This window comes from Nonomuraea sp. NPDC003804 (assembly GCF_040610675.1).
Classification (GTDB): Bacteria; Actinomycetota; Actinomycetes; order Streptosporangiales; family Streptosporangiaceae; genus Nonomuraea.
Genome location: NZ_JBEXMT010000008.1, coordinates 67,009 through 91,071 on the forward strand (window position 1 = coordinate 67,009; position 24,063 = coordinate 91,071).

Genomic DNA, 24,063 nt, shown 5'->3' on the forward strand with positions numbered 1-24,063 from the left:
CGGGTCCGCGTCACGAGCCGGTCCGGTCGGGTCCGCGTCACGCGTCGGCGGTCCGGCCGGGGGCGGCGGCGGGCCGAGCCTCGCTGTCGGCGTCGAGTTCCGCCCGCCACGGCGGTTCGGCGCCCACGCGGGTGCAGGTCAGCGCGGCCACGTGCTGGGCCTGGTCGAGCGCCGCCGCCAGCGGGCCGGCGGGTAGGGCGGCCAGCCGGTCGCGCGCCAGCGCGCCGTCCTCGGCGAGCGCGGCCAGCAGACCGGACATGAACGCGTCTCCCGCCCCGACCGTGTCGGCCACCCGCACCTGCCGGCCGGGCAGGTCGACCGGCCCTGCCGGCCCGAGCGCGTGCACACCCGCGGCCCCGCGCGTCACGACGACGACGGCGGGCCCGCGCTCCCGCCAGCGGGCCGCGACGCTCTCGACCGGCTCGCCGGGGGTCAGCCAGGCCAGGTCGTCGGAACTGATCTTGACCAGGTCGACCAGGCCGATCCAGTGATCCAGCCGCGCGCGCAGGGCGGCCGGATCGCGGGCCAGCCGGGGCCGCAGGTTCGGGTCGAAGGCGAGGGTGCGCCGCGAGCGCTCCCGCCACAGCAACGCCTCCAAAGTGTCGCCCATCGCCGGTACGGCAAGCGCCAGCGACCCGCTGACGTGCACGCAGGCCGTACCGGACGGCAGCTCCGGTGGCAGGTCGGCGGGCTGCCAGGCGCCGTCGGCGCTGCCCGTGACGTAGAAGGTGTACTCGGCGCCGCCCTCAGGCCCGAGGGTGACCACGGCCAGCGTCGTCGGCTCGCCCGCCGGGACGGCGAGGCTCAGGTCGACACGGGAGTCCGTCAGGTGCGCCCGCAGGAGCCGGCCGAACCCGTCGTCGGCGAACCGGGCGAGCATGGCGACGGGGACGCCGAGCCGGCCGAGACCCACGGCGACGTTGGCCGGGCTGCCCCCCGGCCGGGCGACGTAGCAGCCGTCCCGCCGCGGGACCAGGTCGACCAGCGCCTCACCACAGGCCACGATCACGCGCCCGGCTCCTCTCCTCGTGCCTGGCGGTCAGGTGGACAGCCGCTGCCCGGTGACCGCGGAGAAGAGCCGCTCCTTGCCCGGCTGGATCCGCAGGCGGACCACCTGGCCCTTGGCGGGCGGCGCGTTCGGGTCCACGCGCGCGATGACCGTCCGATCGCGCAGCGCCGGGTCGGTCGCGTGGGCGTACTGGCCGTAGAGGAAGGCGTCCGAGCCGAGCTCCTCGACGACCGTGACCGAGATCGGGAAGGTCGGCTGCTCGCCGTTCGTCTCCCCCTCGCCGGCCACGTCGACGGCCTCGGGCCGGAAGCCGACGATGACGCGCTCGCTGCTCTCCTCCTTGAGCAGCTTGAGCGTCTCGCGGCTCAGCCGGATGCGCATCTCGCCCAGGACCGCCTCGTCGCCTTCGACGCCGTACTCGGCCAGGTTCATCGCCGGGGAGCCGATGAAGCCCGCGACGAAGACGTTGGCCGGATGCTGGTACAGCGCCAGCGGCGTGTCGACCTGCTGGAGCACCCCGTCCTTCAGGACGGCCACCCTGTCGCCCATCGTCATGGCCTCGACCTGGTCGTGGGTCACGTAGACGGTCGTGACGCCGAGCCGGCGCTGCAGGGCGGCGATCTGGGTGCGGGTCTGCACCCTCAGCTTGGCGTCCAGGTTGGACAGCGGCTCGTCCATGAGGAACACCTTCGGCTCGCGGACGATCGCCCGGCCCATGGCCACGCGCTGCCGCTGACCGCCGGACAGCGCCTTGGGCTTGCGGTCGAGGAAGTCCTCCAGGTCCAGCAGCTTGGCCGCCTCGCGGACCCGCCGGTCGCGTTCCTCCTTCGGCGTCTTCATCACCCTCAGGGCGAACCCCATGTTGTCGGCCACCGACATGTGGGGATAAAGGGCGTAGTTCTGGAACACCATCGCGATGTCCCGGTCACGCGGCGGCAGGTTGGTGACCTCCCGGTCACCGATGCTGATGTGCCCGCCGTCGACCCGCTCGAGACCCGCCAGCATGCGCAGGGAGGTGGACTTCCCGCAACCTGACGGGCCGACGAGGACCAGGAACTCGCCGTCGGTGATGTCGAGGTCGAGGGCGTCCACCGCGGGCCTGGTGGTTCCGGGGTAGACGCGGGTCGCCTCGTCGTAGACAACTCTGGCCATCGGTGTCTCCTTAGTCGGCGCCGGGCCGGTGGCGGCCTGGTGACGGCCGCCGCCCCGGTCCGGGGCCGGTGGTGTTGGTGCTGGTGGTCCGAGCGCGCGCCATCCCCATCACTCCTGCGGCCGGACGACGGCCTTGACCAGGTCGGGATCGCGGCTGCCGGCCGTGAGCGCCTTCTCGACCTCGGCCAGGCCGTAGTGGCCGGTGACCAGGTCGTCCAGCCGCACCCTGCCCGAGGCGGCCAGCGCGATGGCGGCCGGCCAGGTGTTGGCGTAGCGGAAGGTCCCGGTCACATCGAGCTCGTGGGTCTGCACGTACGACAGCGGCAGCGGGATCTCGTCGCCGCCCATGCCGATGAGGACGACCCGCCCGGCCCGCGCCACCTCGCGGACGGCCTCGCCGATCGCCGCCGGATGGCCGGAGCACTCGAGCAGCACGTCCGGCTCGAAACCGGCGTCCGCCAGGCGGTTCTCGCGGACGTTGAGAGTCGCGCGGGCGCCCAGATCGCGGGCCAGCCCGAGCCGGGTGCCGGTGACGTCGGTGACCAGGACGTCGGTCGCGCCGAAGGCCAGCGCCGCCTGGAGGCAGAGCAGCCCGATCGGGCCCGCGCCGGTGACGAGCACGCGGGTGCCCGGCCCGACCCGTGCCTTGCGGCAGGCCCACACGCCCACCGACAGCGGTTCAATGAGGGCCGCTGCGTCGTCGGAGACGGAGTCGGGGACGGGGTAGGCGAACTCCTCGTGCACCACGACGTACTCGCAGAAGGCGCCGTCGATCGGCGGGGTGCCGAAGAAGCGCATCCGGGGGCACAGGTTGTACCGGCCGGCCCGGCACTGCGGGCAGGTGAAGTCGGGCACCCCCGGCTCCAGCGAGACCCGCTGGCCCGTGCGGTGGCGGCCCGCCGCGGATCCGACCTCCACCACGGTCCCTGACGGCTCGTGCCCGAGCACCAGCGGGGACGTCACGACGAAGTCGCCGATCCGCCCGTGCTCGTAGTAGTGGACGTCCGAGCCGCACGTGCCCACCGAGTCGACCCGCACGAGCACCTCCCGGGGGCCGGGCTCGGGCCGCGGCCGCTCCTCCAGGAGGACCGTTCCCACGCCGTGCAGTACGGCGGCACGCATGGCAGCCTCCTACTCTCCTGTGACGGCGCCGAGGGTCAGGCCGGTGACCAGCCAGCGCCGCACGGCGAGCCCGGCCAGCATCATCGGCACGACCACGATGGTCCCGATCGCGGCGAGCTGGCCCCAGTCGACACCCGTCTGGGTGACCAGCTGGGAGGCGGCGATGGGCAGCGTCTGGGAGTTCGGGCCGGAGAAGACCACGGCGAACGCGTAGTCGTTCCAGGCGAACACCAGGCACAGCACGAAGGTGGTGACCAGGCCCGACTTCGTCAGCGGCAGGATCACCGTGCGGAAGGCCTGCCAGCGGGTGCAGCCGGCCACCAGCGCGGACTCCTCGAGCGACGGCGGCACCTCGGCGAAGAAGGCGCTCATCAGCCAGATGGCGAACGGCAGGTTGAAGGTCAGGTACGCCAGCACCAGTCCGGGGATCGAGTCGATCAGGCCGAGCCCGCGGAAGATGAGGAACAGCGGCACCACGACCGCCGCGATGGGCGCCATACGGGTCGAGATGATCCAGAAGGCCAGGTGCCGTTTCCCGCGCATCTGCGTGCGGGCCAGGCCGTACCCGGCCAGCGCCCCCAGGGTGACCGCGAGCAGCGCGGAGATCCCGGCGGCCAGCACGCTGTGCCAGATGTACGGCACGAGGTTGTTCGCGCCGGTGAACAGGCCGACGTAGTTGTCCATCGTCGGCGCGAACGCGAACTTCGGCGTGGGCGCGGTCACGTCCGTGCGGTTCTTGAACGACGACATCAACATCCACACCAGCGGGACCAGCGTCCAGAGCAGGGCCAGCGCGAGCAGCAGCACGGTCAGCCACCGCGTGCTCCTGCTGGTGGCCTCCAGGGGCGACTGCGGCACCCCGCGCGGGGCCGCGGTGACCGCCGGGCCGGCCGGCGCGGTCTGGGTCGTGCTCATCGGGTCAACCCCCTCACGTCGAGCAGGCGGACGAACGTACGGGCGATGATGATCGAGAAGGCCAGCATCGCCAGGCCGATGGCGGCGGCGTAACCGAAGTCGAAGAAGCGGAACGCGGTCTCGTACAGCCGGATCGGGACGATCTTGGTCGCGTCGGCGGGACCGCCGTTGGTCGTGACCCAGATGATGTCGAAGTAGCGGATGGCGTCCATCGAGCGGATCAGCAGTGCCACGAGCAGCACGTTGGAGATCGCGGGGAAGATGACGTACCGCAGCGTCATCCACCCTCCGGCACCGTCGACGGCCGCCGCCTCGCGCACCGACTGCGGAACGCTCGACAGGCCGGCGAGGGTGATCAGGGCGATCAGCGGGGTCCACTCCCAGACGTCCATCAGCACGACGGCGATGAAGGCGCTGACCGGGCTGCCGAGGATGTCGCCCTGGTAGCCGAAGGAGCGCAGCACCCACGCGTACAGGCCGAAGGTGGAGTCGGTGAGGTAGCGCCCCAGCAGCCCGACGATGGACGGCGCGGCGAACATCGGCAGCAGCAGCAGGCTGAGCATGATGTTGCGGCCGTGCAGCACCCGGTACAGGCACAGCGCGATGGCCACGCCCAGTGTCATCTCCAGCCCGACGGTGAGGACGAAGTAGATGACCGTGCGCGCCCACGACATCCACATGTCGGCGTCGGTGAAGAAGCGCACCCAGTTGGTGAGGCCGACCAGGTCGAGCGACACCCCGCCGAGCAGCCGGACGTGGGAGAAGCTCATCGCGACGAGGGCCAGGAACGGCACGATGGACAGCGCGGCCAGCAGGATCAGGCCCGGTGTCATCATCCTGCCCTCGAAGCCGATCCGCGGCTCGCGCGGAGCGGCTTCCTTCGGCCGGGCCGAGCGGCTGAGCACCGGTGAGGTGTCCGCGGCGTGTGTCATCTAGGCCACCCACCCTCGCGCCACGATCCGGTCCACCCGCGACTTGATCTCGCGCATCGCCTCCTGCGGCGAGGCTCCGCCGGTGAGCATGCGGGACAGCTGGGTGAAGATCGCGGTGTTGCACTCGTTCCACATGGGGATCTTGGGTCGCAGCCCGATCCGGTCGGGCCGCCAGGCCTCCCGCACCGCGGCGGCCGTGAGCATGTTGGGCATCGGCGAGGGCCGATGCTCGGCGGCGCGCACCTGCGGGAGCTCGTAGACGGAGATACGCGTGGGCGTGCCGCCGCCGGCCTTGCTCTGGAGGTTGGCCAGCTGCGTCTGCGGCGAGGTGGCCCACACCAGGAACAGCCAGGCCGCGCCGCGCTCGTTCGGCGGCGTGTTGGCGCTGATCCCGATCCCGGTGCCGCCGTACATGTTGGCCGTGCTGACCGGGCCCTTCGGCAGCGCCGAGTAGCCGGCCCTGCCGGGCATGACCTGCTCGTTGCTGGCCGCGAACTCGTGCCAGTTGGGGCACATCGCCAGCCTGCCGCCCCGGAAGGCGGCGCCCACGCCGTCCCAGTCCCACGTCGTGGAGGCCGGGTCGGCGATGCTGAGCAGCCGCTGGTAGAACTCCGCGCCGGCGATCGCGGCGGGGGAGTCGAGGCGGCACGGGCCGGGGTCGCGCGAGCCCAGGCGCCCCACCTCCTTGCCGTTGTCGAAGTAGTCGCCGCCGTAGGACCACAGCACGTTGCTGAAGTCGTTCATCAGCGAGTCGTGCTGGCGGGCCTGGTGGCCGGTGCCGTACTTGACGTCCTGCTTGGCGTTCTTGTTGAACCACTCGGCGATCCTGAAGTACTCCTCCCAGGTCCGCTCCCCGCTGGGCGTCGGGTCGAACCCGAGGTCGGCGGCCATGCGGTCGTGGTACTTGGCGAACAGGTCGCGCCGGTACTGCCAGATCATCGTCGGCGCGTCGTACGGCAGGGCGTAGACGGCCTGGGGGTCGACGAACCGGCCGGCCGCGTCCATCTGCGCCGGGATGAAGTCGGCGATGCCGCCGGGCAGGTCCGGCAGGCTCGGATCGGCCTGCAGGGTCCGCAGGTCCACCAGTCCGCGCTGGTACGGCGCGAGCACCTGGTACGGATCGGCGTAGATCACCTGGTACTGGGAGTGGCCGGAGGCCAGGTCCAGGGCGACCCGTTGGACCAGCGCGGTGAGCTCGAGCGTCACGATCTTGACGTCGATCCCGGTCAGCGTGGTGAACGGGCGGGTGTTCGCGGCGATGGCCGCGGTCGGAGCGGTGTTCTCCGAGATGAAGTTCAGGGTGGTGCCCTGGAACTGGCGCCATGGGCCGGCACCGGCGGTTCGCGGCGCGTCGGCCTGAGTGCCGCAGGCGCTCGCGGTTCCCGTCATGGCGAGCGCCGCCCCCGCGGCCAGCGCGCCACGAAGCACATCCCGCCTACTCGGCTCGGGCGGATAGCAGTCCACTGTCCACTCACCCCCGCACTCCAGCAAAAAAAGGGCGATAATGGCGGTCAACTGTCCTTGGGTGCCCTATGTAAACGAATGGGAATTCTATTTTCTCGCAAAACAAGATTTTGGGCATTGGGGGAATGTGCCGGCAATCGCATTTTCCGCGCACGTCGATTCGCCAGCCGGAAACGGCGCGGCCCCGGCCGGCCCGCCAAGCCCCCGAACAAGCCCTCGAACCTGCCCCTACGTGCGCCTTCCCAGCTCCGCCAGCTCCCGCACCGTCGCGCGGGCGCCGCGCGTGTGCAGGGACTCGAGCGCGCGCAGATACGGCTCGACGAACCGCTTGTCGTCGGCGAGGTCGCCGAAGAGGTCGCGATTCTCGATGAAGGCCGTGGGCCGCGTGCGCTGCGTTCTGGCGATGGGTGTCAGCCGGTCCTTCAGCGGATCGACGATCGTGATCGGCTCGCCCGCCTCGTCGACTCCCTCGGCGTAACGGGCCCAGCTGGCCACGACGGCGGCCGCGCGGGTGACCTCGCCGCCCCTGGCCAGCTGCTCGCGGACCACGGGGAGCAGCCACTTGGGGATCCGGTCCGAGGACTCGGCGCACAGCCTCGCGACGGTGTCGCGCACCTCGGGGTTGGCGAAGCGTTCGATGAGGGTCCGCTTGTAGTCCTCCAGGTCGACACCGGGGACCGGGCGGAGCGTCGGCGTGGCCTCGACGTCCATGTAGTCGCGCACGAACCTCGCCAGAGCCGCATCCGTGGCCGCCTCGTGGACGTACCGGTGCCCGCTGAGACGGCCGAAGTAGGCAAGCGCCTGGTGACCGGCGTTGAGCAGGCGCAGCTTCATCAGCTCGTACGGCTCCACGTCCGCGACCATCTGGACCCCGGCCGCCTCGAACGGCGGACGCCCGCTGGAGAAGTGGTCCTCCAGCGCCCACTGCGTGAACGGCTCGCAGGTGACCGGCCAGGCGTCGAGGACGCCGAACCGTTCGGCCACGGACGCGCGGTCCTGGTCGGTGGTGACCGGGGTGATGCGATCGACCATGGAGTTGGGGAAGGCGACCGCCTCCTCGATCCAACCGGCGAGATCGGCGTCGGCGAGCCGGGCGAAGGCTGTGAAGCTGCGCCGTGCGACGTCCCCGTTGCCCTGGATGTTGTCGCACGACATGACCGTGAAGGGCGCGACCCCCCGGGCGCGCCTGCGCCGCAGCGCCTCGGTGACGAGCCCGAACACCGTCGCCGGAGCCGCCCCCGGCTCCAGGTCGGCGCGGACCGCCGGAGCGTCGGCGACGAACTCGCCGGTCACGGGGTGGAAGTTGTAGCCGCCTTCGGTGACCGTGAGCGACACGATGCGGACGGCGGGATCCGCCATCTTCTCGACGACGGCCTGCGGATCGTCGGGCGCGAAGAGGAACCCGACGATCGAGCCGATGACGCGCGCCTCGAGCGTGCCGTCCGGGTGCTTCTGCACCAGCGTGTAGAGGCCGTCCTGCGCGTCGAGCGCGTCGCGCATCCGCGCGTCGCCCGGCAGCACCCCGACGCCGCAGACGGCCCAGTCGTGGGCCAGGCCGTCGTTCATCAGCCGGTCCAGGTACATCGCCTGGTGCGCCCGGTGGAATCCGCCCACCCCGACGTGGACGATGCCGGCCGTGAGTCTCGACCGGTCATAGGAGGGAACCGCGACCTCCCGGGGAAGAGCCGCCACCGTCTCCTGCGTCAGCGCTGTCACCGCCATCATCCCCCTACCGGGCTCGACCGGCCCCGCGGCGTCGACCACCTTCATCATTAATCTTCGCTCCTCGGCACCTACCCTTGACCGCGCGGGGACATGACGAGGCCATGGTGAACATCGGCTACACCCTGATGTCCGAGCAGACCCCGGCCCGCCAGCTCGTCGGCAACGCGGTGGCGGCGGAGCACACCGGCTTCGACTTCGCCGTCATCTCCGACCACTACTTCCCGTGGCTGGAGGAGATGGGGCATTCGCCGTATGCCTGGTCGGTGCTCGGCGCCGTCGCCCAGGCCACCCGGCGGCTGCCCCTCATGACCTACGTGACCTGCCCGATCATGCGCTACCACCCGGCCGTGGTCGCGCAGAAGGCCGCCACGATGGGGGTGCTGAGCGAGGGCAGGTTCACCCTCGGGCTGGGCGCGGGCGAGAACCTGAACGAGCACGTGATCGGCGAGGGCTGGCCGCCGGCGGACACCCGGCACCGGATGTTCGCCGAGGCCGTCGAGATCATCAGGCGGCTGTTCAGCGGCGACTACGTCACCTACAACGGCGAGTTCTACGACGTCGACTCCGCCAAGCTCTATGACCTGCCCGACGAGCGGGTGCCGATCGGCGTTGCCGCCTCCGGCGGCAGGTCCGCCCGGATCGCCGCCGAGCACGCCGACCTCCTCGTCGTCAACGATCCGATGCCCGAGGTCGTCGCGCAGTTCCAGGCCGCGGGCGGCGCCGGCAAGCCGATCTACGGCCAGCTCGCCCTGGCCTACGACAGCGACGCCGAGGCGGCGGAACAGCGGGCGCACCGGCTGTGGCGCTGGGCCGCGGCGGGCGGCTGGAAGGTCATGGCGGAGCTGCCGGGGCCGGTCAACTTCGAGGCGGCGGCGTCCTCGGTCCGTCCGGAGGACGTGGCGCGGAGCGTGCCCTGCGGCGCCGAAGTGGACGCGGTCGTGCACGCGGTGCGGGCGTTCGCCGACGCGGGGTTCACGCACGTGGCCCTCGTGCAGATAGGCGCCGACCAGCAGCAGCCGTTCTTCGAGTGGGCCGAGAAGGACCTCCTGCCCGCGCTGCGCGGCCTCTAGCAGCGGGAGCGTCGTCGTCTCGCCGGCCAAAAAGTCGCGCCGGCACGCGTAAACGGCTTCACCGGGGTACGGGGCCGACATGCCTTTCGGTTTGTCGCTGCCCGGCCTGCCCAGGCTGCCCGGCCTGCCCAGGCTGCCGGGCCAGGATCTCGTGGCCGCACCGCTCAGGTGGGCCGCGGACAAGGCGGCGCAGGCGCCCGGCTGGGCCGCCACCACCCTCGCGGAGCTGGCCGGCGTGCGCCGGTCGACGTGGACCTTTCCGGGCCGGATCCACCTCGCGCTCTCGTGCCCGGTCCCCGAGCAGCTGACCGACGCGGTCGAGTCGGCCCTGTCGGTCCACCCCGGCGTCCGATGGGCGCGCGTCAACCTCGCGCTGGGCCGCGTGATCGTCGCCGTGGACGAGCCACCGCCCTCCGTCGACGACCTCGTCGCCGTCCTGGACGAGGCCGAGCGGGCCGCCGTGGAGAAGGACCCGGCCATCACCGAGGGCACGTCGGCAGGGCCGCCCGTCGCCCTCGTGCTCGCCGCGGACGCGCTCGGGCTGGCGGTGACCGGCGTGGAGTGGCTCGTGCACCGGGCGCCCCTGCCGTCAGGGGCCGCCGGCGTCGCCGGCTACCTGAGCGCGGTCCCGCAGCTGCGCAAGGTGCTCGACGACTCGATCCCCGCCTGCCGGTCCTGGATGCCGATGGTGAACACGGCGATCCAGACACTCACCCCCGGCGGCACGGGCCTGGCCATCGACCTCGTGCAGCGGACGCTGCAGATCCGCCAGTCACGCGTGCAGAACGACGTGTGGGCCGAGCGGGAGGAAGAGCTGACCGGCACCCCGGAACGCGCACGCGCCCACGAGCGTGCCCCCAACCGGCCGCGGCGGCTGCCCAACGGGCCGATCGAGCGGCACGCCGAGAACGTGCTGTCCGGCAGCGCCATCGGCAGCCTGGCCGGAGGAGTGCTGACCGGCGACATGCAGCGGGGCCTCGAGGTCGCGCTGGCCGGACTGCCCAAGGCGTCGTCGGCGGGACGTGACGCCTTCGTCGCCGAGCTGGGCACGCTGCTGTCCCAGCGGGGCGTGATCATCGCCGGCTCCCAGGCGCTGAGCCGCCTGGACCGGGTCGACACGCTCGTGCTGGACGAGGACGTGCTGATCGCCGAGGACCTGATGATCGGCGAGGTGGCCGCCGCGGAGAAGGCCGACCACGAGGCGGTGGCCGCGCGGCTCCACGGTCTGTTCGAGCCGTCGGAGCCCGACCGGGTGCGCAGAGAGGGCGACTGGGCGCTCGGCCCCTACGACGAGCTGCCACGCAAGGGCTGGGCGGGCAGGTCGCACCACGACCGCTTCAGGAAGGGCGCCGCCGTCCACGTGCTGGCGCTGACGCACGGCGAGCGGCTCCAGGCCGTGATCGAGGTCGTGCGGGGGCGGGTGCCGGAGGCGCACGCGCTCGCCGTCGCCGCGCGCGGGGCGGACCTGCGGCTGGTCGAGGAGAGCGGCGAGGAGCTCGCCGCGTCGATGCGCGAGCTGCAACGCCAGGGCGCCGTCGTCATGCTGGTGTCACGTGACGGCGCCGCGCTGGCCGCCGCCGACTGCGGCGTCGGCGTGTCCGGCCGCGACGGCCGGCCGCCGTGGGGCGCCCACCTGCTCGTCGGCGCCGACCTGGGCACCGCGGCGCTCGTCATCGAGTCGGCGCGCGACGCCCGGGCCGTCAGCGAGCGCGGCGTGACGCTCGCCAAGGCGGGCACCGGCGTGGCCGCGATCTACGGGCTGACCGACCGGATGAGCCGGGTGACCGGGCACGTGCTGTCGGCCGTGAACGGCGTGGCCGCGCTCTCGCTGGCGCAGGGCGCCTGGCAGGCCCACGCGAGCATGCGACGGCCGATCGCGCCCGCCCTGTCCGTGACACCGTGGCACGCCATGCCGGTCGAGCGGGTGCTGGCCGTCCTGGAGACGCGGGACGGTGGGCTCAGCGCTGCCGAGGCGCAGGCGCGCCGCCGAGCGCGCGCGCCTGCGGCCTCACCGCTGGCGACGCTGGTGCGCGGTGTCGGGGCCGAGCTCGACAATCCGTTCACCCCGATGCTGGCGGCCGGCGCGGCGGGCTCGGCCGTCCTCGGCTCGCTCGTCGACGCCTTCCTCGTGGTCGCCGTCATGGGCGTCTCAGCCCTGGTGGGCGGCGTGCAGCGGACGGCCACCGCGAGCACCCTGGCCGAGCTGGCCGAAGAGACGAAGGTGCGCGCCCGGCTCCGGCGTGACGGCACGGAGAGCGAGGTGGAGGCGGGCGAGCTGGTGCCAGGGGACGTCGTCCTGCTCGACACCGGGCAGGTCGTGCCCGCCGACTGCCGCGTCATGGAAGCCGACGGGCTGGAGGTCGACGAGTCATCGCTGACGGGGGAGTCGCTGCCGGTCTCCAAGGGCGCCGGTGCGGTCCTCGCCCACCACGTCGCCGAGCGGAGCTCCATGCTGTACGAGGGGACCACGGTCGCCGCCGGCAGCGCCACCGCCGTCGTGGTGGCCGTGGGCGACGCCACCGAGTCCGGCCGCGCGATGGCCGCCACCGCCGGCGTCGAGCGGGTGAGCGGCGTGGAGGAGCGGCTGACGGCGATCACCAGGGCCACCACGCCCATCGCCATCGGCTCGGCGCTGGGCGTGACCCTGTCCGGCCTGCTGCGCGGCAGGCAGCTGCGCGAGACCCTCGGCGAGGGCGTCAACCTGGCCGTCGCCTCGGTGCCCGAGGGTCTGCCGCTGCTCGTCAGCGCGGCCCAGCTGGCCGCGACGCGCCGGCTAGCCGCCGGCGGCGTGCACGCCCGCGACCCGGGGACCATCGAGGCGCTCGGCAGGGTCGAGGTGCTGTGCTTCGACAAGACCGGGACGCTCACGGAAGGCCGCATCCGGCTGGCCAGGGTGAGCGACGCCGAGCACGACAAGGACGTCGGCGCGCTCGACGACAGCCTGCGCGAGGTGCTCGCCGCGGCCCTGCGCGCCACTCCGCACTCCGCCGACGGGGACTACAGCCACGTCACCGACGGCGCGATCGGCGAGGGCGCGGCCGAGCTCGGCGTCTCGCGCCAGACCGGCGCCGACGGCTGGGAGGAGATCACCGCGCTGCTGTTCGAGTCGTCCCGCGCCTACCACGCCACGCTCGGCCGGCGCGGGTCCGACCGGCTGCTCAGCGTCAAGGGGGCACCCGAGGTCGTCGTGCCGCGCTGCGCCGGGATCGACGACGGGCGGCGGCGCGAGATCGAGGCCCGCATCGATCACCTCACCTCGTCGGGGCACCGGGTCCTCGCCGTGGCCGAACGTCCCATGGACTCCGACGAGCTCGCCGACGACGACATCGACGACCTGCGCTTCACCGGCCTCGTCGGGCTCGCCGACGTCGTCCGCGACACGGCCGGGTCGGCGGTCGCCGCGCTGCGCAACGCCGGCGTGCAGATCGTCATGCTCACCGGAGACCACCCGGGTACGGCCGGCGCCATCGCCGCCCACGTCACCGACGACCCTCACCCGCACGTCCTGACCGGCACCGACATCGACGAGATGGACGACGGCGCGCTGGACAAGACCCTCCCCGACGTGGACGTGGTCGCCCGCTGCACGCCCACCCACAAGGTCAGGGTGGTCGAGTCGTTCCAGCGCCTCGGCAGGGTCGTCGCGATGGCCGGCGACGGCTCCAACGACGCCGCCGGCATCCGCCTGGCCGACGTGGGCATCGCCGTCGGCTCCGGCGCGACCCCGGCCGCGCGGGCCGCAGCCGACCTGGTCGTGGCGGACGAGAGCCTGGAGACCATCATCTCGACGCTGGTCGAGGGGCGGGCCATGTGGGCCTCGGTCCGCGAGGCGCTGGCCATTCTCGTCGGTGGCAACCTCGGCGAGATCGGTTTCACGCTGATCGGGTCGCTCGCCACCGGCCGCTCGCCGCTGACGGCCAGGCAGCTGCTGCTGGTGAACATGCTCACCGACCTCGCGCCCGCGCTGGCCATCGCCGTACGGGCGCCGTCGAAGGACGCCGCGGCGGCGCTGCTCGGCGAGGGGCCGGAGACCTCTCTGGGTTCGGCGCTCACCCACGACATCGTGCGACGGGCGGTCTTCACCACCCTGGGCGCCGCCACCGGCTGGACGCTGGCCAGGCTGACGGGACCGCAGGCCCGGGCCCGCACCGTGGGGCTGGTCGCCCTCGTCGGCACCCAGCTCGCCCAGACGGTGATCGCGGGCGGCACGGGCCGCCCGGTCCTGCTCAGCTCGCTCGGGTCGGCGGCCGTGCTGGCCGCGATCGTGCAGGTGCCGGGGGTCAGCCAGTTCTTCGGCTGCGTGCCGCTCGACCCGCTCGCCTGGGGCACGGCGCTCGCCGCCGTGGCCGCCGCGGTGGTCGCGGAACGGTTCGTCCCCCTCGACCGGCTGCCCCTGATGAACCGCCTGCCGTGAAGTCCGCGCGGATCTGCCCGCCCGGTCCGGAAGGGTGAGCGCGTGGCGCCGCTCACCAGGATGGATCAATCATCACACGTGCCACATCTTGATCAGAGAAGGCGGATCGTACGATACTGCGGCGGAGAGTCACTTATGTCGCAAGAGTTAGCTTTTGCGACGCGTGTTGCTCCCTGACATGTTTGGAGTGGGGATCATCGCCATGTCGGTTGCCGCGGGCGCTGTCGCGACCACGCCGCGAGTGCTTCCCTTCTATCGGGCCATCCCCCGTCTCATGAAGGATCCCGTCACCGAACTGGCCAAGATCGCCACAGAGGCCGGCGGTCAGGTCGTCCAGCTCGGCCTCGGCCCGTTCAGGCCCTATCTGGTGACCCACCCCGACCATGTCCAGCGGGTGCTGAAGACCGACTGGACCAAGTTCGTGCGCGAGGGCATGTTCTGGCGGCCGCTGCGTCGCGTGACCGGCCAGAGCATCCTCGGGGAAGGGGAGGGCTGGGAGTCCAGCAGGAAGATCCTGCAGCCGCTCTTCACCGCCAGGTACACGGCCTCGCTGGGTGAGGACATGGCCGACATCATCGCCGACTCCATCAGTGAACTGGACGAGCACGCGCGAACTGGCCGGCTGGTCGACGGCGGTTACCAGATGACGACCATCGTCAACCAGGCCGTCATCAAGGTGCTCTTCGGCGGCCGCATCTCCCGCGACATCGCCGAGCGGCTGGCGCCCGAGTTCGCCACCTGCGCCACGTCGATAGCCTTCCGGCTGCTGTTCCCCTTCGTGTCCTACTCCATCAAGGTGCCGGGCGACCGCGCTTTCCTGGCCGCCGCACAAAAGATCGACGAGATCGTCTACCCGCTGATTGATCAGGCGCGCGCCGAGAAGAGCACGAGGAACGAGGTGGTCTCGGCGCTGATCGAGGCACGGATGGCGCAGGGCGGCGAGGCGGGTGCCCGGCAGGTCCGCGACGACCTGGTCAGCATCTACGGGGCCGCCTCGGAGACCACGGCCATGTCGCTGACCTGGCTGTGGTCCGTCTTGCACGACCACCCCGACGTGCATGCCCGGCTGCTGGAGGAGATCGACGAGGTCGTGGGCGAAGGCCCCGTCCGGCCGGCGCACGTGCCCAAGCTCGTGTATCTCCGGAGGGTCCTGCAGGAGTTGCTGCGCGTCTACCCGTCGGCCTGGATCATTCCGCGCCAGGCGGTGGCCGACACCGACATCGGCGGAGTCAGGATCAAGGCGGGCTCACAGGTGCTGGTCAGCCCGTACGCGACCCACCGGCTGGCCGACTTCTGGGACCGGCCGCTGGAGTTCGACCCTGAGCGCTGGGCGACGGAGAACACCGAGCGGCGGCACCGCTACAGCTTCATCCCCTTCGGCGCCGGCCCGCACGTCTGCCTCGGCCAGCACCTGTTCTACGTGGAAGCCCCGCTGGTGATCGCCAACCTGCTGCGCAGGTATCGGGTGGAACTGACCAACCCGCAGCGCCTCACGCCCGTGCCGGGCGCGTCGGTGCGGCCGAAGGAGAAGCTCATGCTGAAGCTGGTGCCGAGGGCGCGGGACTGACGGGTGAGCGAGCGAAACAGACCGGTACGGCCGACGGAGGTGGGCGGGTGAGCATCACCGCTCAGGGAGTACCGGAGACGATCCCGGCCGCGGACGCGCTGCTGACCGATCTCATGCGCAGGCCGTGGGGCCAGGTCTCCCCGTCGGTCTACGAGACCGGCCGGCTGGTCACCCTGGCTCCGTGGCTGGTCGGGCACGAGGAGCGGCTCGCCTTCCTGGTGGCCACCCAGCGGCCGGACGGCAGCTGGGGGGCGCCGGACGGCTACGGCCTCGTGCCGACGCTGAGCGCCACCGAGGCGATCCTGTCGGCGCTGCTGCGCGACGGCCACGGCGCCCCCGGCGCCGACCGGCACCGTCTCGAGTCCGAGGACGGCGACCGGCACGGCCTCGAAGGGGCTGAGCGGCACGGCCTCGAAGGGGCTGACCGGTACTCCCTCGGCGAGGCCGACCGGCACCGCCTCGAGGAGGCGGCCCGGCGCGGCCTGCGTGCTCTGGCCGACTGCCTGGGCGCGCGGCGGGAACTCCCCGACATGCCGGCGATCGAGCACATCGTGCCCTCGCTCGTGGCGCTCATCAACCAGCACGTGCAGGCGCTGCCCGGCCAGCCGCCGCTGCCGCTGCCCGACGACATGAGCTACGACACGCTCGCGCTGATCAGGTCGTGGATCGCGGCGGGGACGGAAGTCCCGGAGAAACTGCTGCACGCCCTGGAGATCGCGGGCCCGGCGGCCAGCGGCGCGCCCGCGGTCGCCCCGACGGCGATCGGCACCGTCGGGGCCTCGCCCGCGGCCACCGCGGCCTGGCTGGGAGAGCGCGGGTGGCGCGACGCGGACGACCCGGCGCGCGGCCACCTCGAGGCGCTCGCCCGGCGGCACGGCGGCCCCGTGCCCGTCGGGGTGCCGATCACGGTGTTCGAGCGGGGCTGGGTGCTCAGCTGGCTGATCCGCGCCGGAGTGCCGATCGACGTGCCGCCGGAGATGGTCGCCGATCTCAGGGCGGCGATCGGGCCCGCCGGGACGCCCGCCGGACCGGGGCTTCCGGCCGACGCCGACACGACGTCGGTGGCGCTGTACGCGCTGTCGCTGCTCGGCGCGCCGTACGAGCCGGACAGCTTGTGGGCCTTCCACTCCGGCACGCACTTCTCCACCTGGCCGGGGGAGCAGGGCTCCTCCGTCAGCGTCAACGCGCACGTGCTGGACGCCTTCGGCCAGTACGTCGCGCGCCGCCCCGCCGCCGCCGACCGCTACGGCGCGGCCATCACCGGAACGGCCGAGTGGATCCGGGACCGGCAGCGGCCCGACGGGAGCTGGGACGACCGCTGGCACGCGTCGCCGTACTACGCCACGGCCAGCTGCGCGCTGGCCCTCGACGAGTTCGGCGGCGAGGAGTCGGCGGCTGCCGTGCGCGCCGCCGCCGACTGGGTGCTGGACGGCCAGCGCGCCGACGGGTCGTGGGGGCGGTGGGAGGGCACCGCGGAGGAGACCGCCTACGCCATGATGACGCTGCTGCTGACCGGCCCGCGCGGGAGCGACCCGCGGCGTGCCGAGGCGGCGGCCCGCGGCCACGCCCATCTGGTGCGTTCGGCCGGTGCCGACCATCCGCCGCTGTGGCACGACAAGGACCTCTACACGCCGGTCGCCGTGGTCCGCGCCGCGGTGCTCGCCTCCTCCTACCTCGCCCAGCAGGCCTGCTAGGCCTCGTGACCCTCGGCGTCGGCGGCCAGTTCGCCGACGGTGTAAGCGTGGGTGTCCCTGGCCAGGTACCAGCGGTTGTTGAACGTCACACTCCGCCGCTGGCCTTCGGCGATCCGCTCCAGTTCGGCGGGTATCGTCGCCAGCTCCGCCCGGAACGCCGCCTCCAGCTCGTCTATGGCGGCCATGACCTGGTGAACCGCCGCCGTGGCGCTTGTACCCGTCCCCTCCAGAATGGCCACGGAGTTGGGCTTGCCCTCTGATTTCTCCCTCTCAAACGTCCTGATGTCGTTGGCGAGCCGGACACATGACGCGCCGAGCCGTGTCGCGGCCTCGACCGATGTCCAGTGTGAGGCGTCGGCAGGGAGGGGACCGCAGACGGCCAGGGCGGCCGACCACCAAGTGGGGTACAAGATGGTGAGCAGCCCGTTGGCGAGATAGTCGTCGTACGAAGGCCACGGTTGCTTCGCGGCGGCCCACGCCCGTTCCCGAGCCATGGCCGCGCCCGCGAGTTCCAGCTGCTCTGCCAGGTTAGGGGCGTGGACCGCCGCGCCGGCGTACCTTTGAAAACGGGCGCACCACCGCGTCCACGCCGCCACCACCTGGCCCATCGGTGTTTCGGACGCGTCACAGCCGGCCTCGCCGGACAGGACCGCGGGAAGCCGGGTGAAGAACGCGGTGAAGTCGGATTCGGACCACTGGCCCGCGATGCTGTCGGCGATGTCGTCGACGCCGAACAGGATGGCGGTCAACGCCGCGAGGTCGGCGATCTGGTCACGGCGCGCGCGCGGGAACGTGGCCGCGGTCGTCAGGCAGCTGAAGGCCAGCCTGCTGGCTGAACTCTCACCATCGGCGAACAGGACCGGAAAGGGACGCAGGAGTGCCGCGGCCTCGGGCACCGCGTCAAGCGCGGCCCGAAGGACAACGCCTCTGTCGGCTTCCGGTACGCCGGCAAGTTGGTGGGAGCTCTGGAGCAAGCGGTCCGCGAGGGGGTTCCGAATGCCGAAGTATGCCTCTGGGCTGGTGCCGCTCACTCGACGACTATATCCGTGCACGATCTTGCGCAGGCGTAAATACTACAATTAAAATCTTATTCTGTCAAGATATTTGTTGACTTGTATGACGATCATGACCCTTGCTAAAGTGCCGTGGTCCTTAGCGCCGCTATGCAACCATATGACTTCGCGGAGTAGGTACTATGCGCCCCCGCAATTCCCGCCTGCGCACCAAGATCACGGCCATGCTTCTCTCCCTGGCCGCACTCTGGGCGTTCGCGGCCTGGGTCACCCTGCGTGAAGGCATCAACCTGCTCTGGGTCGCACAGCTCGACAGTAGCGTGATCGGCCCCAGCGAGCCGCTGCTCGTCGAGCTTCAGAGGGAACGCAGAGCCTCGATGATGCATCTCGCGGAAGTCTCCACCGGATCCCAGGAGGAACTGCACAAGCAGCGCCAGCGAGCGGACAGGTTCCTGACCGACTTCAGGACCGCGGCGCGGGCGGACATCGTCGAGTGGGCCACCGACGACGACGGCGAGCGGCGGCTCGATGAACTGTTCGCCAAGCTCGACGGCCTCCCGAAGGTCAGGGCGGCTGTCGACGCCGGGCGCACCAGCCGGATCAAGGCCAGCCGCGCCTACGCCGACATCATCGACTCCTTTTATCCGTTGTACGGCTCGCTGGCCACCATCGATGACAAGACGGTCGCCAAGGACATCCGCACCCTTATGACGCTGAGTAGGGCGCGAGAGATCATGGCCACCGAGGACGCCCTGCTGGCCGGCGCGCTCGCCGCGGGGCGGTTGAGCGCCGAGGAGCACGCGCAGTTCATCAAGACCGTGGGCGCCTGGCGCGTCGTCGCCGACCAGGCGGCCGCCGAGCTGCCGAGCGCCGACCGGGCCGCCTACGACAAGCTTCTCAGCGGCCCGGTGTTCACCCGGCTGAGCGAGCTCGAGAACCTGCTCGCCGAATACGGTCAGAGCACCCAGAGCATCCCGTTCGGCGCCGAGCAGTGGAAGGCGACCACCGAGCAGGCCCTGGCCGACTTCAACACCATGGTGCTCACGGCCGGAGACGGCGTGGTCGACCGCGCGACGCCCGTCGCGGCCGGCGTCGTCATGCGGCTGGTGCTGGCCGGCGGCCTGGGACTCATCGCGGTCATCGCCTCGATCGTCCTGTCCATCACCACGGCGCGCTCGCTGTTCGCGCAGCTGCAGAAACTCCGCGACGCGGCGCACGAGCTGTCCGACGAGCGGCTGCCCCGGGTGGTCGAACGCATCGGGCACGGCGAGCACGTCGACGTCTCCGTCGAGGCGCCCCCGCTCCAGGTCGGCGCCGACGAGATCGGCCAGGTCGGCCAGGCGTTCAACACCGTGCAGGAGACCGCCATCCGCATCGCCGCCGAGCAGGCCGCGCTGCGGCAGAGCATCCGCGACATCCTGCTCAGCCTGGCCCGCCGTACGCAGGGGCTGGTGCACCGGCAGCTCAGCGTGCTGGACGTGATGGAGCGGCGCGAGACCGACCCGGAGGACCTGAAGGAGCTCTTCCGGCTGGACCACCTGGCCATCCGCATGCGCCGCAACGCCGAGAACCTGATCGTGCTGTCCGGCGCCTCGCCGGCGCGTACCTGGCGCAACTCGGTGCCCATGGTCGACGTGGTCCGCGGCGCGCTGGCCGAGGTCGAGGACTACACGCGGGTGGACATCCTCCCGATGGGCGACGTCGTTCTCGTGGGCCGGGCCGTCGGTGACGTCATCCACCTGCTGGCCGAGCTCATCGAGAACGCCGCCTCGTTCTCCCCGCCCTACACCAACGTCCAGGTCAGCGGGCAGTTCGTGGCCAACGGCTACGTCGTGGAGGTCGAGGACCGCGGCCTCGGCATGAAGCCCGAGGACCTGGACGCCGCCAACGACCGCATCGCCAACCCGCCCGAGTTCCGCATCACCGGCACCACCGCGCGCCTCGGCCTGTACGTGGTCAGCCGCCTGGCCGAACGCCACGGGATCCAGGTGTCGCTGCGCTCCTCGGCGTACGGGGGGACCACGGTCGTGGTGCTGCTGCCGCGCGAGCTCGTCGAGACGGACCAGGGACGACCCGACGACGACCCGGAGGCCGACCTGCCCGCGGGTCTGCCGCGCAGGCAGACCGCGGCGCCCGCGGCCGGGCGCACGGCCACCTTCACGGCACCCCGGCCGCGCACCGCGCAGCACTCCGACATGGCCCACCTGTCCGACCTGGCCCAGCTCTCCGAGATCGCACAGGTCTCCGACCTGGCACAGCGCTCCGGTACGGCCCAGCGCTCCGGTAGCGCGCAGCGCCCGCACCCGGATCTGGACCCGCACCCGGACCCGGACTCGCGCCCTGGACCGGACTCCCGCCCGCAGCTGGACCGCCGCCCGGTCCGGGACTCCCGCCCAGCGCCGGACTCCCGCCCGGAGCTCGACTCCCGCCCGGGGTCGCAGCCGCGCTCGGCGCCGCAGCTCCGCACGGTGCCGCCGCTCGGCGGCCCCGACACGACGCCCGCTCCCGGCGCCGCGCCGTCCAGCACCGCGTCACCCGCCGCCGACCTGCCCAAGTCCCCGCCGGCCGGCCGTACCCCGTCCGGGCTGCCGCTCAGGGTGCCCCAGGCCAACCTGGCCCCCGCGCTGCGCGACGAAGCCCCCGCCACGCCGCCGAGCCGGCAGGACGACGGTGACGAGCGCTCGCCGGAGGAGATCAGGGCCATGATGGGCTCGCTACAGATGGGCAGCAAGCTCGGCAGGTCCGAGGCGGCCAAGCTCATGCAGGACGATCGGTCGGGAGACGACGAGTGACCAGTACCAGCCCAGATCTGAACTGGCTGCTGGACGATCTGATCAGCCGGGTCGGCAACACCGAGCACGCCATCGTGCTGTCCTCCGACGGGTTGCTGATGGCCTCCTCCGCGGGGTTGGAACGCACCGACGGCGAACACCTGTCCGCCGTGGCCTCCGGGGTGCAGAGCCTGGCCAGGGGAGTCGCCGAGCACGTGAAGGGCGGCGCGGTCCGCCAGACGGTCATCGAGTGGAAGTCCGGCTTCCTCATCGTCAGCGTGGCGGGGGAGCGGGCCTGCCTGGCCGTCCTCTGCGACCAGGTGGCCGACATCGGCCTGGTCGCCTACGAGATGGCCATGCTCGTCGCCCGCGTCGGCCAGTACCTCACCTCGGAGGCGCGCACCACTCTGGCGCAGGGCGGGGGCGAACGGTGAGCCGGCCGGACGAGCCCGCCGACGGCACCTGGGTCGATCCGCAGGTCGTCCGGCCCTACGTGGTCACGCGCGGGCGTACCCAGCCTGCCAGTGGCACGTTCGACATGATCTCCATGGCGCTCGCTCTGGGGCCGGTGCCGGGCCCGGAGTCCGGCCTGGACCCCGAGCACCTGTCGATCCTGCGGATCTGCCGCGTGCCGAAGTCCGTCGCCGAGATCGCCGCGGACCTCGACCTGCCCATCAACACGATCCGCGTGCTTCTCGGGGATCTGTACGAACGGAATCTCGTCTCCGCGCAGGAACCACACTACGAGGCGGACATGAACGACATGAACCTCTACCGGGCGGTGCTCGATGGCCTTCGGGCGCTCTGACGGGCCGCGCATGCCGACCGCGATCAAGATCCTGGTCGCGGGTGGCTTCGGCGCGGGCAAGACCACCATGGTGGGCGCGGTCTCCGAGATCAAGCCGTTGCGGACCGAGGAGGCCCTGACCGACCGCAGCGTCGGCGTGGACGACTTGTCCGGTGTGAGCGACAAGCGCACCACGACCGTCGCGATGGACTTCGGCCGCATCACGATCAGCAAGGACTACGTCCTCTACCTGTTCGGCACCCCCGGCCAGGAGCGGTTCTGGTTCGTCTGGGACGAGCTGGCCGAAGGCTCGCTGGGCGCCGTCGTGCTGGCCGACACCCGGCGCCTGGCCGACTGCTTCCCGTCGATCGACTACTTCGAACGGCGGGGCACGCCCTTCGTGGTCGCGGTGAACGCCTTCGAGGGCGCCCCCACCTACGAGCTTGACGAGGTACGGCTCGCGCTCCAGCTCAGCCCGTCGATCCCCATCGTGATGTGCGATGCCAGGAAGCGGCAGTCGAGCCGCGACGTGCTCGTCGCGCTGGTGAAGCACGCGGCCGAGATGCGCGTGGAGGCGGTCGGCGGCTGACCCGCGACCTCCGGGCCGCCTGAGCGTGGCGGCGTTCGGCGGCTGACCCGCGACCTTCGCACCGCGCGGCGGCTGACCCGCGACCTTCGCACCGCGCGGCCCGGGCCAGGGCCCCGCGGCTGCGGGGTCGCCGCTCGCCGTCATGAATCTACTTTGTAAAGGGCCCGGCCGTTGTACCTGGCCAACGGCGTGACCGGCATCCGGGAGATGTGGGGTATCCCGGACCGTCACGACCTGCGGCGCAGGCTGGAGGCCGGCGACCTGGCCGGGTGGGAGGTCGCCCGCGTACGGCGGGCCGTACGCGGGCGGCGACAGGTTCAGCCGCCCGACTTCATCCAGCCGAACGTCCGCTCCACCGCCCGGTGCCAGTTGTCGTACTCGGTGGCGCGGCGCTCGGGCTCCATGCTGGGCAGCCACTGGGCGGCCCGGTGCCAGTTGCGGCGCAGCCCTTCCAGGTCCGCCCAGTAGCCGACCGCCAGCCCGGCCGCGTACGCGGCGCCGAGCGAGACGGTCTCGGCCACCATGGGGCGGACGACCGGCACGTCGAGCACGTCGGCGATGTACTGCATGAGGAGGTTGTCGGCGGTCATGCCGCCGTCGACCTTGAGGGTGCGCAGTTCCAGCCCTGAGTCGGCGTTCATGGCGTCGACGACCTCGCGTGTCTGCCACGCGGTGGCCTCCAGGACGGCTCTGGCCAGGTGACCCTTGGTGATGTAGGAGGTCAGGCCGACGATGACGCCGCGGGCCTCGCTGCGCCAGTGGGGGGCGAAGAGCCCGGCGAAGGCGGGGACGATGTAGCATCCGCCGTTGTCGTCCACGGTCCGGGCGAGGGTCTCGATCTCGGGGGCGCTGTTGATGAGGCCGAGCCCGTCGCGGAACCACTGGACGAGGGCGCCGGTGATGGCGATCGGGCCTTCGAGCGCGTAGACGGCGGGCTCGTCGCCCACCTGGTAGCCGACGGTGGTGAGCAGCCCGTGGCTGGAGCGGACGGGTTCGTGGCCGGTGTTGAGCAGCAGGAAGCTGCCGGTGCCGTAGGTGCACTTGGCGTCGCCGGGCGCGAAGCAGGTCTGGCCGAACAGCGCCGCCTGCTGGTCGCCGAGCGCGGCGGCGATGCGTACGCCGGGGAGCACGCGGCTGGCCAGGCCGTAGGTCTCGGTGGACGGCCGGATCTGCGGCAGCATGGCGCTGGGGATGCCGAAGAAGTCGAGCAGGTCGGGGTCCCAGGCCAGCGAGGCGAGGTCCATGAGGAGGGTACGGCTGGCGTTGGTGACGTCGGTGACGTGCAGGCCGTCCTGGGGACCGCCGGTGAGGTTCCAGATGAGCCAGGTCTCCATCGTGCCGAACAGCACGTCGCCCCGTTCGGCTCGTTCGCGCAGCCCCGGGGTGTTGTCGAGCAGCCAGCGGATGCGGGGGGCGGAGAAGTAGGTGGCCAGCGGGAGTCCGCAGCGCTTCTGCACCATCGAGGCGTCGGGGCGGGCGGCGAACTGGTCGACGAGGGCGTCGGTGCGGGTGTCCTGCCACACGATGGCGCGTCCGAGGGGCGCGCCGGTGTGCCGGTCCCACAGCAGCGTGGTCTCGCGCTGGTTGGCGATGCCGATCGCCACCACCTGGTCCAGGCCGATGCCCGCCTGGGAGAGCGCTTCGGGTGCGATGCGCTCCAGGTTGCGCCAGATCTGGACGGCGTCGTGCTCGACCCAGCCCGGTCGGGGGAAGTGCTGTCGATGTTCGCGTTGCGCCACCGACACCAGGCGCCCTCGTTGGTCGAAAACGATGCAGCGCGTGGATGTCGTGCCCTGATCGATGGACATCACGTAGCGCATGACCATGGCATCCTACCTC

Annotated in this window: 17 protein-coding genes; 8 read left to right on the top strand and 9 right to left on the bottom strand. The window is 71.9% G+C overall.

Going from position 1 to position 24,063, the window contains the following annotated elements:
• Positions 1–37: 37 nt before the first annotated feature.
• The 7 genes from ABZX22_RS13050 to ABZX22_RS13080 all read right to left on the bottom strand — a co-directional run bounded on the left by ABZX22_RS13050 (position 38) and on the right by ABZX22_RS13080 (position 8,367).
• A complete protein-coding gene (locus tag ABZX22_RS13050; RefSeq protein ID WP_354908057.1) occupies positions 38–1,009 on the bottom strand; it encodes a carbohydrate kinase in 972 nt (323 codons plus the stop codon).
• A 30-nt stretch (positions 1,010–1,039) separates the two neighbouring features.
• On the bottom strand, positions 1,040–2,161 hold the full coding sequence (gene ugpC / locus ABZX22_RS13055; RefSeq protein ID WP_354908058.1) for a sn-glycerol-3-phosphate ABC transporter ATP-binding protein UgpC: 1,122 nt from the start codon (positions 2,159–2,161) through the stop codon (positions 1,040–1,042).
• Between the two features lie 108 nt (positions 2,162–2,269).
• On the bottom strand, positions 2,270–3,283 hold the full coding sequence (locus tag ABZX22_RS13060; RefSeq protein WP_354908060.1) for an NAD(P)-dependent alcohol dehydrogenase: 1,014 nt from the start codon (positions 3,281–3,283) through the stop codon (positions 2,270–2,272).
• A gap of 9 nt (positions 3,284–3,292) precedes the next feature.
• Positions 3,293–4,198 carry a carbohydrate ABC transporter permease gene (locus tag ABZX22_RS13065; protein ID WP_354908062.1) on the bottom strand — a complete coding sequence of 302 codons (906 nt, stop codon included), beginning with the start codon at positions 4,196–4,198 and terminating at the stop codon, positions 3,293–3,295.
• Positions 4,195–5,130 (bottom strand): sugar ABC transporter permease, encoded by a 936-nt coding sequence (locus tag ABZX22_RS13070; RefSeq protein ID WP_354908063.1) that lies wholly within the window; start codon positions 5,128–5,130, stop codon positions 4,195–4,197. Before ABZX22_RS13070 ends, ABZX22_RS13065 begins: the two co-directional genes overlap by 4 nt.
• Positions 5,131–6,558, bottom strand: coding sequence for an extracellular solute-binding protein (locus ABZX22_RS13075; RefSeq protein ID WP_354908065.1), 1,428 nt, complete (start codon positions 6,556–6,558; stop codon positions 5,131–5,133). It abuts the gene before it with no gap.
• Positions 6,559–6,822: 264 nt separating this feature from the next.
• A complete protein-coding gene (locus ABZX22_RS13080) occupies positions 6,823–8,367 on the bottom strand; it encodes a mannitol dehydrogenase family protein (RefSeq protein ID WP_354908067.1) in 1,545 nt (514 codons plus the stop codon).
• 53 nt (positions 8,368–8,420) lie between these two features.
• On the opposite strand from ABZX22_RS13080, the gene ABZX22_RS13085 reads away from it, so the two are divergent.
• The 4 genes from ABZX22_RS13085 (at position 8,421) to ABZX22_RS13100 (ending at position 17,064) form a co-directional block, all read left to right on the top strand.
• On the top strand, positions 8,421–9,389 hold the full coding sequence (locus ABZX22_RS13085; RefSeq protein WP_354908068.1) for a TIGR03557 family F420-dependent LLM class oxidoreductase: 969 nt from the start codon (positions 8,421–8,423) through the stop codon (positions 9,387–9,389).
• Positions 9,390–9,468: 79 nt separating this feature from the next.
• Positions 9,469–13,803 carry a cation-translocating P-type ATPase gene (locus ABZX22_RS13090; RefSeq protein WP_354908070.1) on the top strand — a complete coding sequence of 1,445 codons (4,335 nt, stop codon included), beginning with the start codon at positions 9,469–9,471 and terminating at the stop codon, positions 13,801–13,803.
• 202 nt (positions 13,804–14,005) lie between these two features.
• Positions 14,006–15,370, top strand: coding sequence for a cytochrome P450 (locus ABZX22_RS13095; RefSeq protein ID WP_354908072.1), 1,365 nt, complete (start codon positions 14,006–14,008; stop codon positions 15,368–15,370).
• A 47-nt stretch (positions 15,371–15,417) separates the two neighbouring features.
• Entirely contained in the window at positions 15,418–17,064 is a 1,647-nt protein-coding gene (locus ABZX22_RS13100) for a prenyltransferase/squalene oxidase repeat-containing protein (protein WP_354908074.1), read from the top strand.
• On the opposite strand, the gene ABZX22_RS13105 is transcribed toward ABZX22_RS13100, so the two are convergent.
• Positions 17,061–18,095, bottom strand: coding sequence for a terpene synthase family protein (locus ABZX22_RS13105; protein WP_354908075.1), 1,035 nt, complete (start codon positions 18,093–18,095; stop codon positions 17,061–17,063). The two genes, ABZX22_RS13100 and ABZX22_RS13105, sit on opposite strands and share 4 nt — an antisense overlap.
• 206 nt (positions 18,096–18,301) lie before the next feature.
• On the opposite strand from ABZX22_RS13105, the gene ABZX22_RS13110 reads away from it, so the two are divergent.
• The 4 genes from ABZX22_RS13110 to ABZX22_RS13125 are packed head-to-tail and all read left to right on the top strand — an operon-like array spanning position 18,302 to position 22,224.
• Positions 18,302–20,869 (top strand): nitrate- and nitrite sensing domain-containing protein, encoded by a 2,568-nt coding sequence (locus ABZX22_RS13110; RefSeq protein WP_354908077.1) that lies wholly within the window; start codon positions 18,302–18,304, stop codon positions 20,867–20,869.
• Positions 20,866–21,282 carry a roadblock/LC7 domain-containing protein gene (locus ABZX22_RS13115; protein ID WP_354908078.1) on the top strand — a complete coding sequence of 139 codons (417 nt, stop codon included), beginning with the start codon at positions 20,866–20,868 and terminating at the stop codon, positions 21,280–21,282. The genes ABZX22_RS13110 and ABZX22_RS13115 overlap by 4 nt, the downstream gene beginning before the upstream one ends.
• Complete coding sequence (locus ABZX22_RS13120; protein ID WP_354908079.1) at positions 21,279–21,656, top strand: DUF742 domain-containing protein; 378 nt, start codon at positions 21,279–21,281, stop codon at positions 21,654–21,656. Before ABZX22_RS13115 ends, ABZX22_RS13120 begins: the two co-directional genes overlap by 4 nt.
• The gene (locus ABZX22_RS13125; RefSeq protein ID WP_354908080.1) at positions 21,637–22,224 is read left to right on the top strand and encodes an ATP/GTP-binding protein; all 588 of its coding nucleotides are present in this window, start codon (positions 21,637–21,639) and stop codon (positions 22,222–22,224) included. Before ABZX22_RS13120 ends, ABZX22_RS13125 begins: the two co-directional genes overlap by 20 nt.
• 317 nt (positions 22,225–22,541) lie before the next feature.
• On the opposite strand, the gene glpK is transcribed toward ABZX22_RS13125, so the two are convergent.
• Positions 22,542–24,050, bottom strand: a complete 1,509-nt coding sequence (gene glpK / locus ABZX22_RS13130) for a glycerol kinase GlpK (protein ID WP_354908082.1) — start codon at positions 24,048–24,050, stop codon at positions 22,542–22,544.
• Between the last annotated feature and the right edge of the window lie 13 nt (positions 24,051–24,063).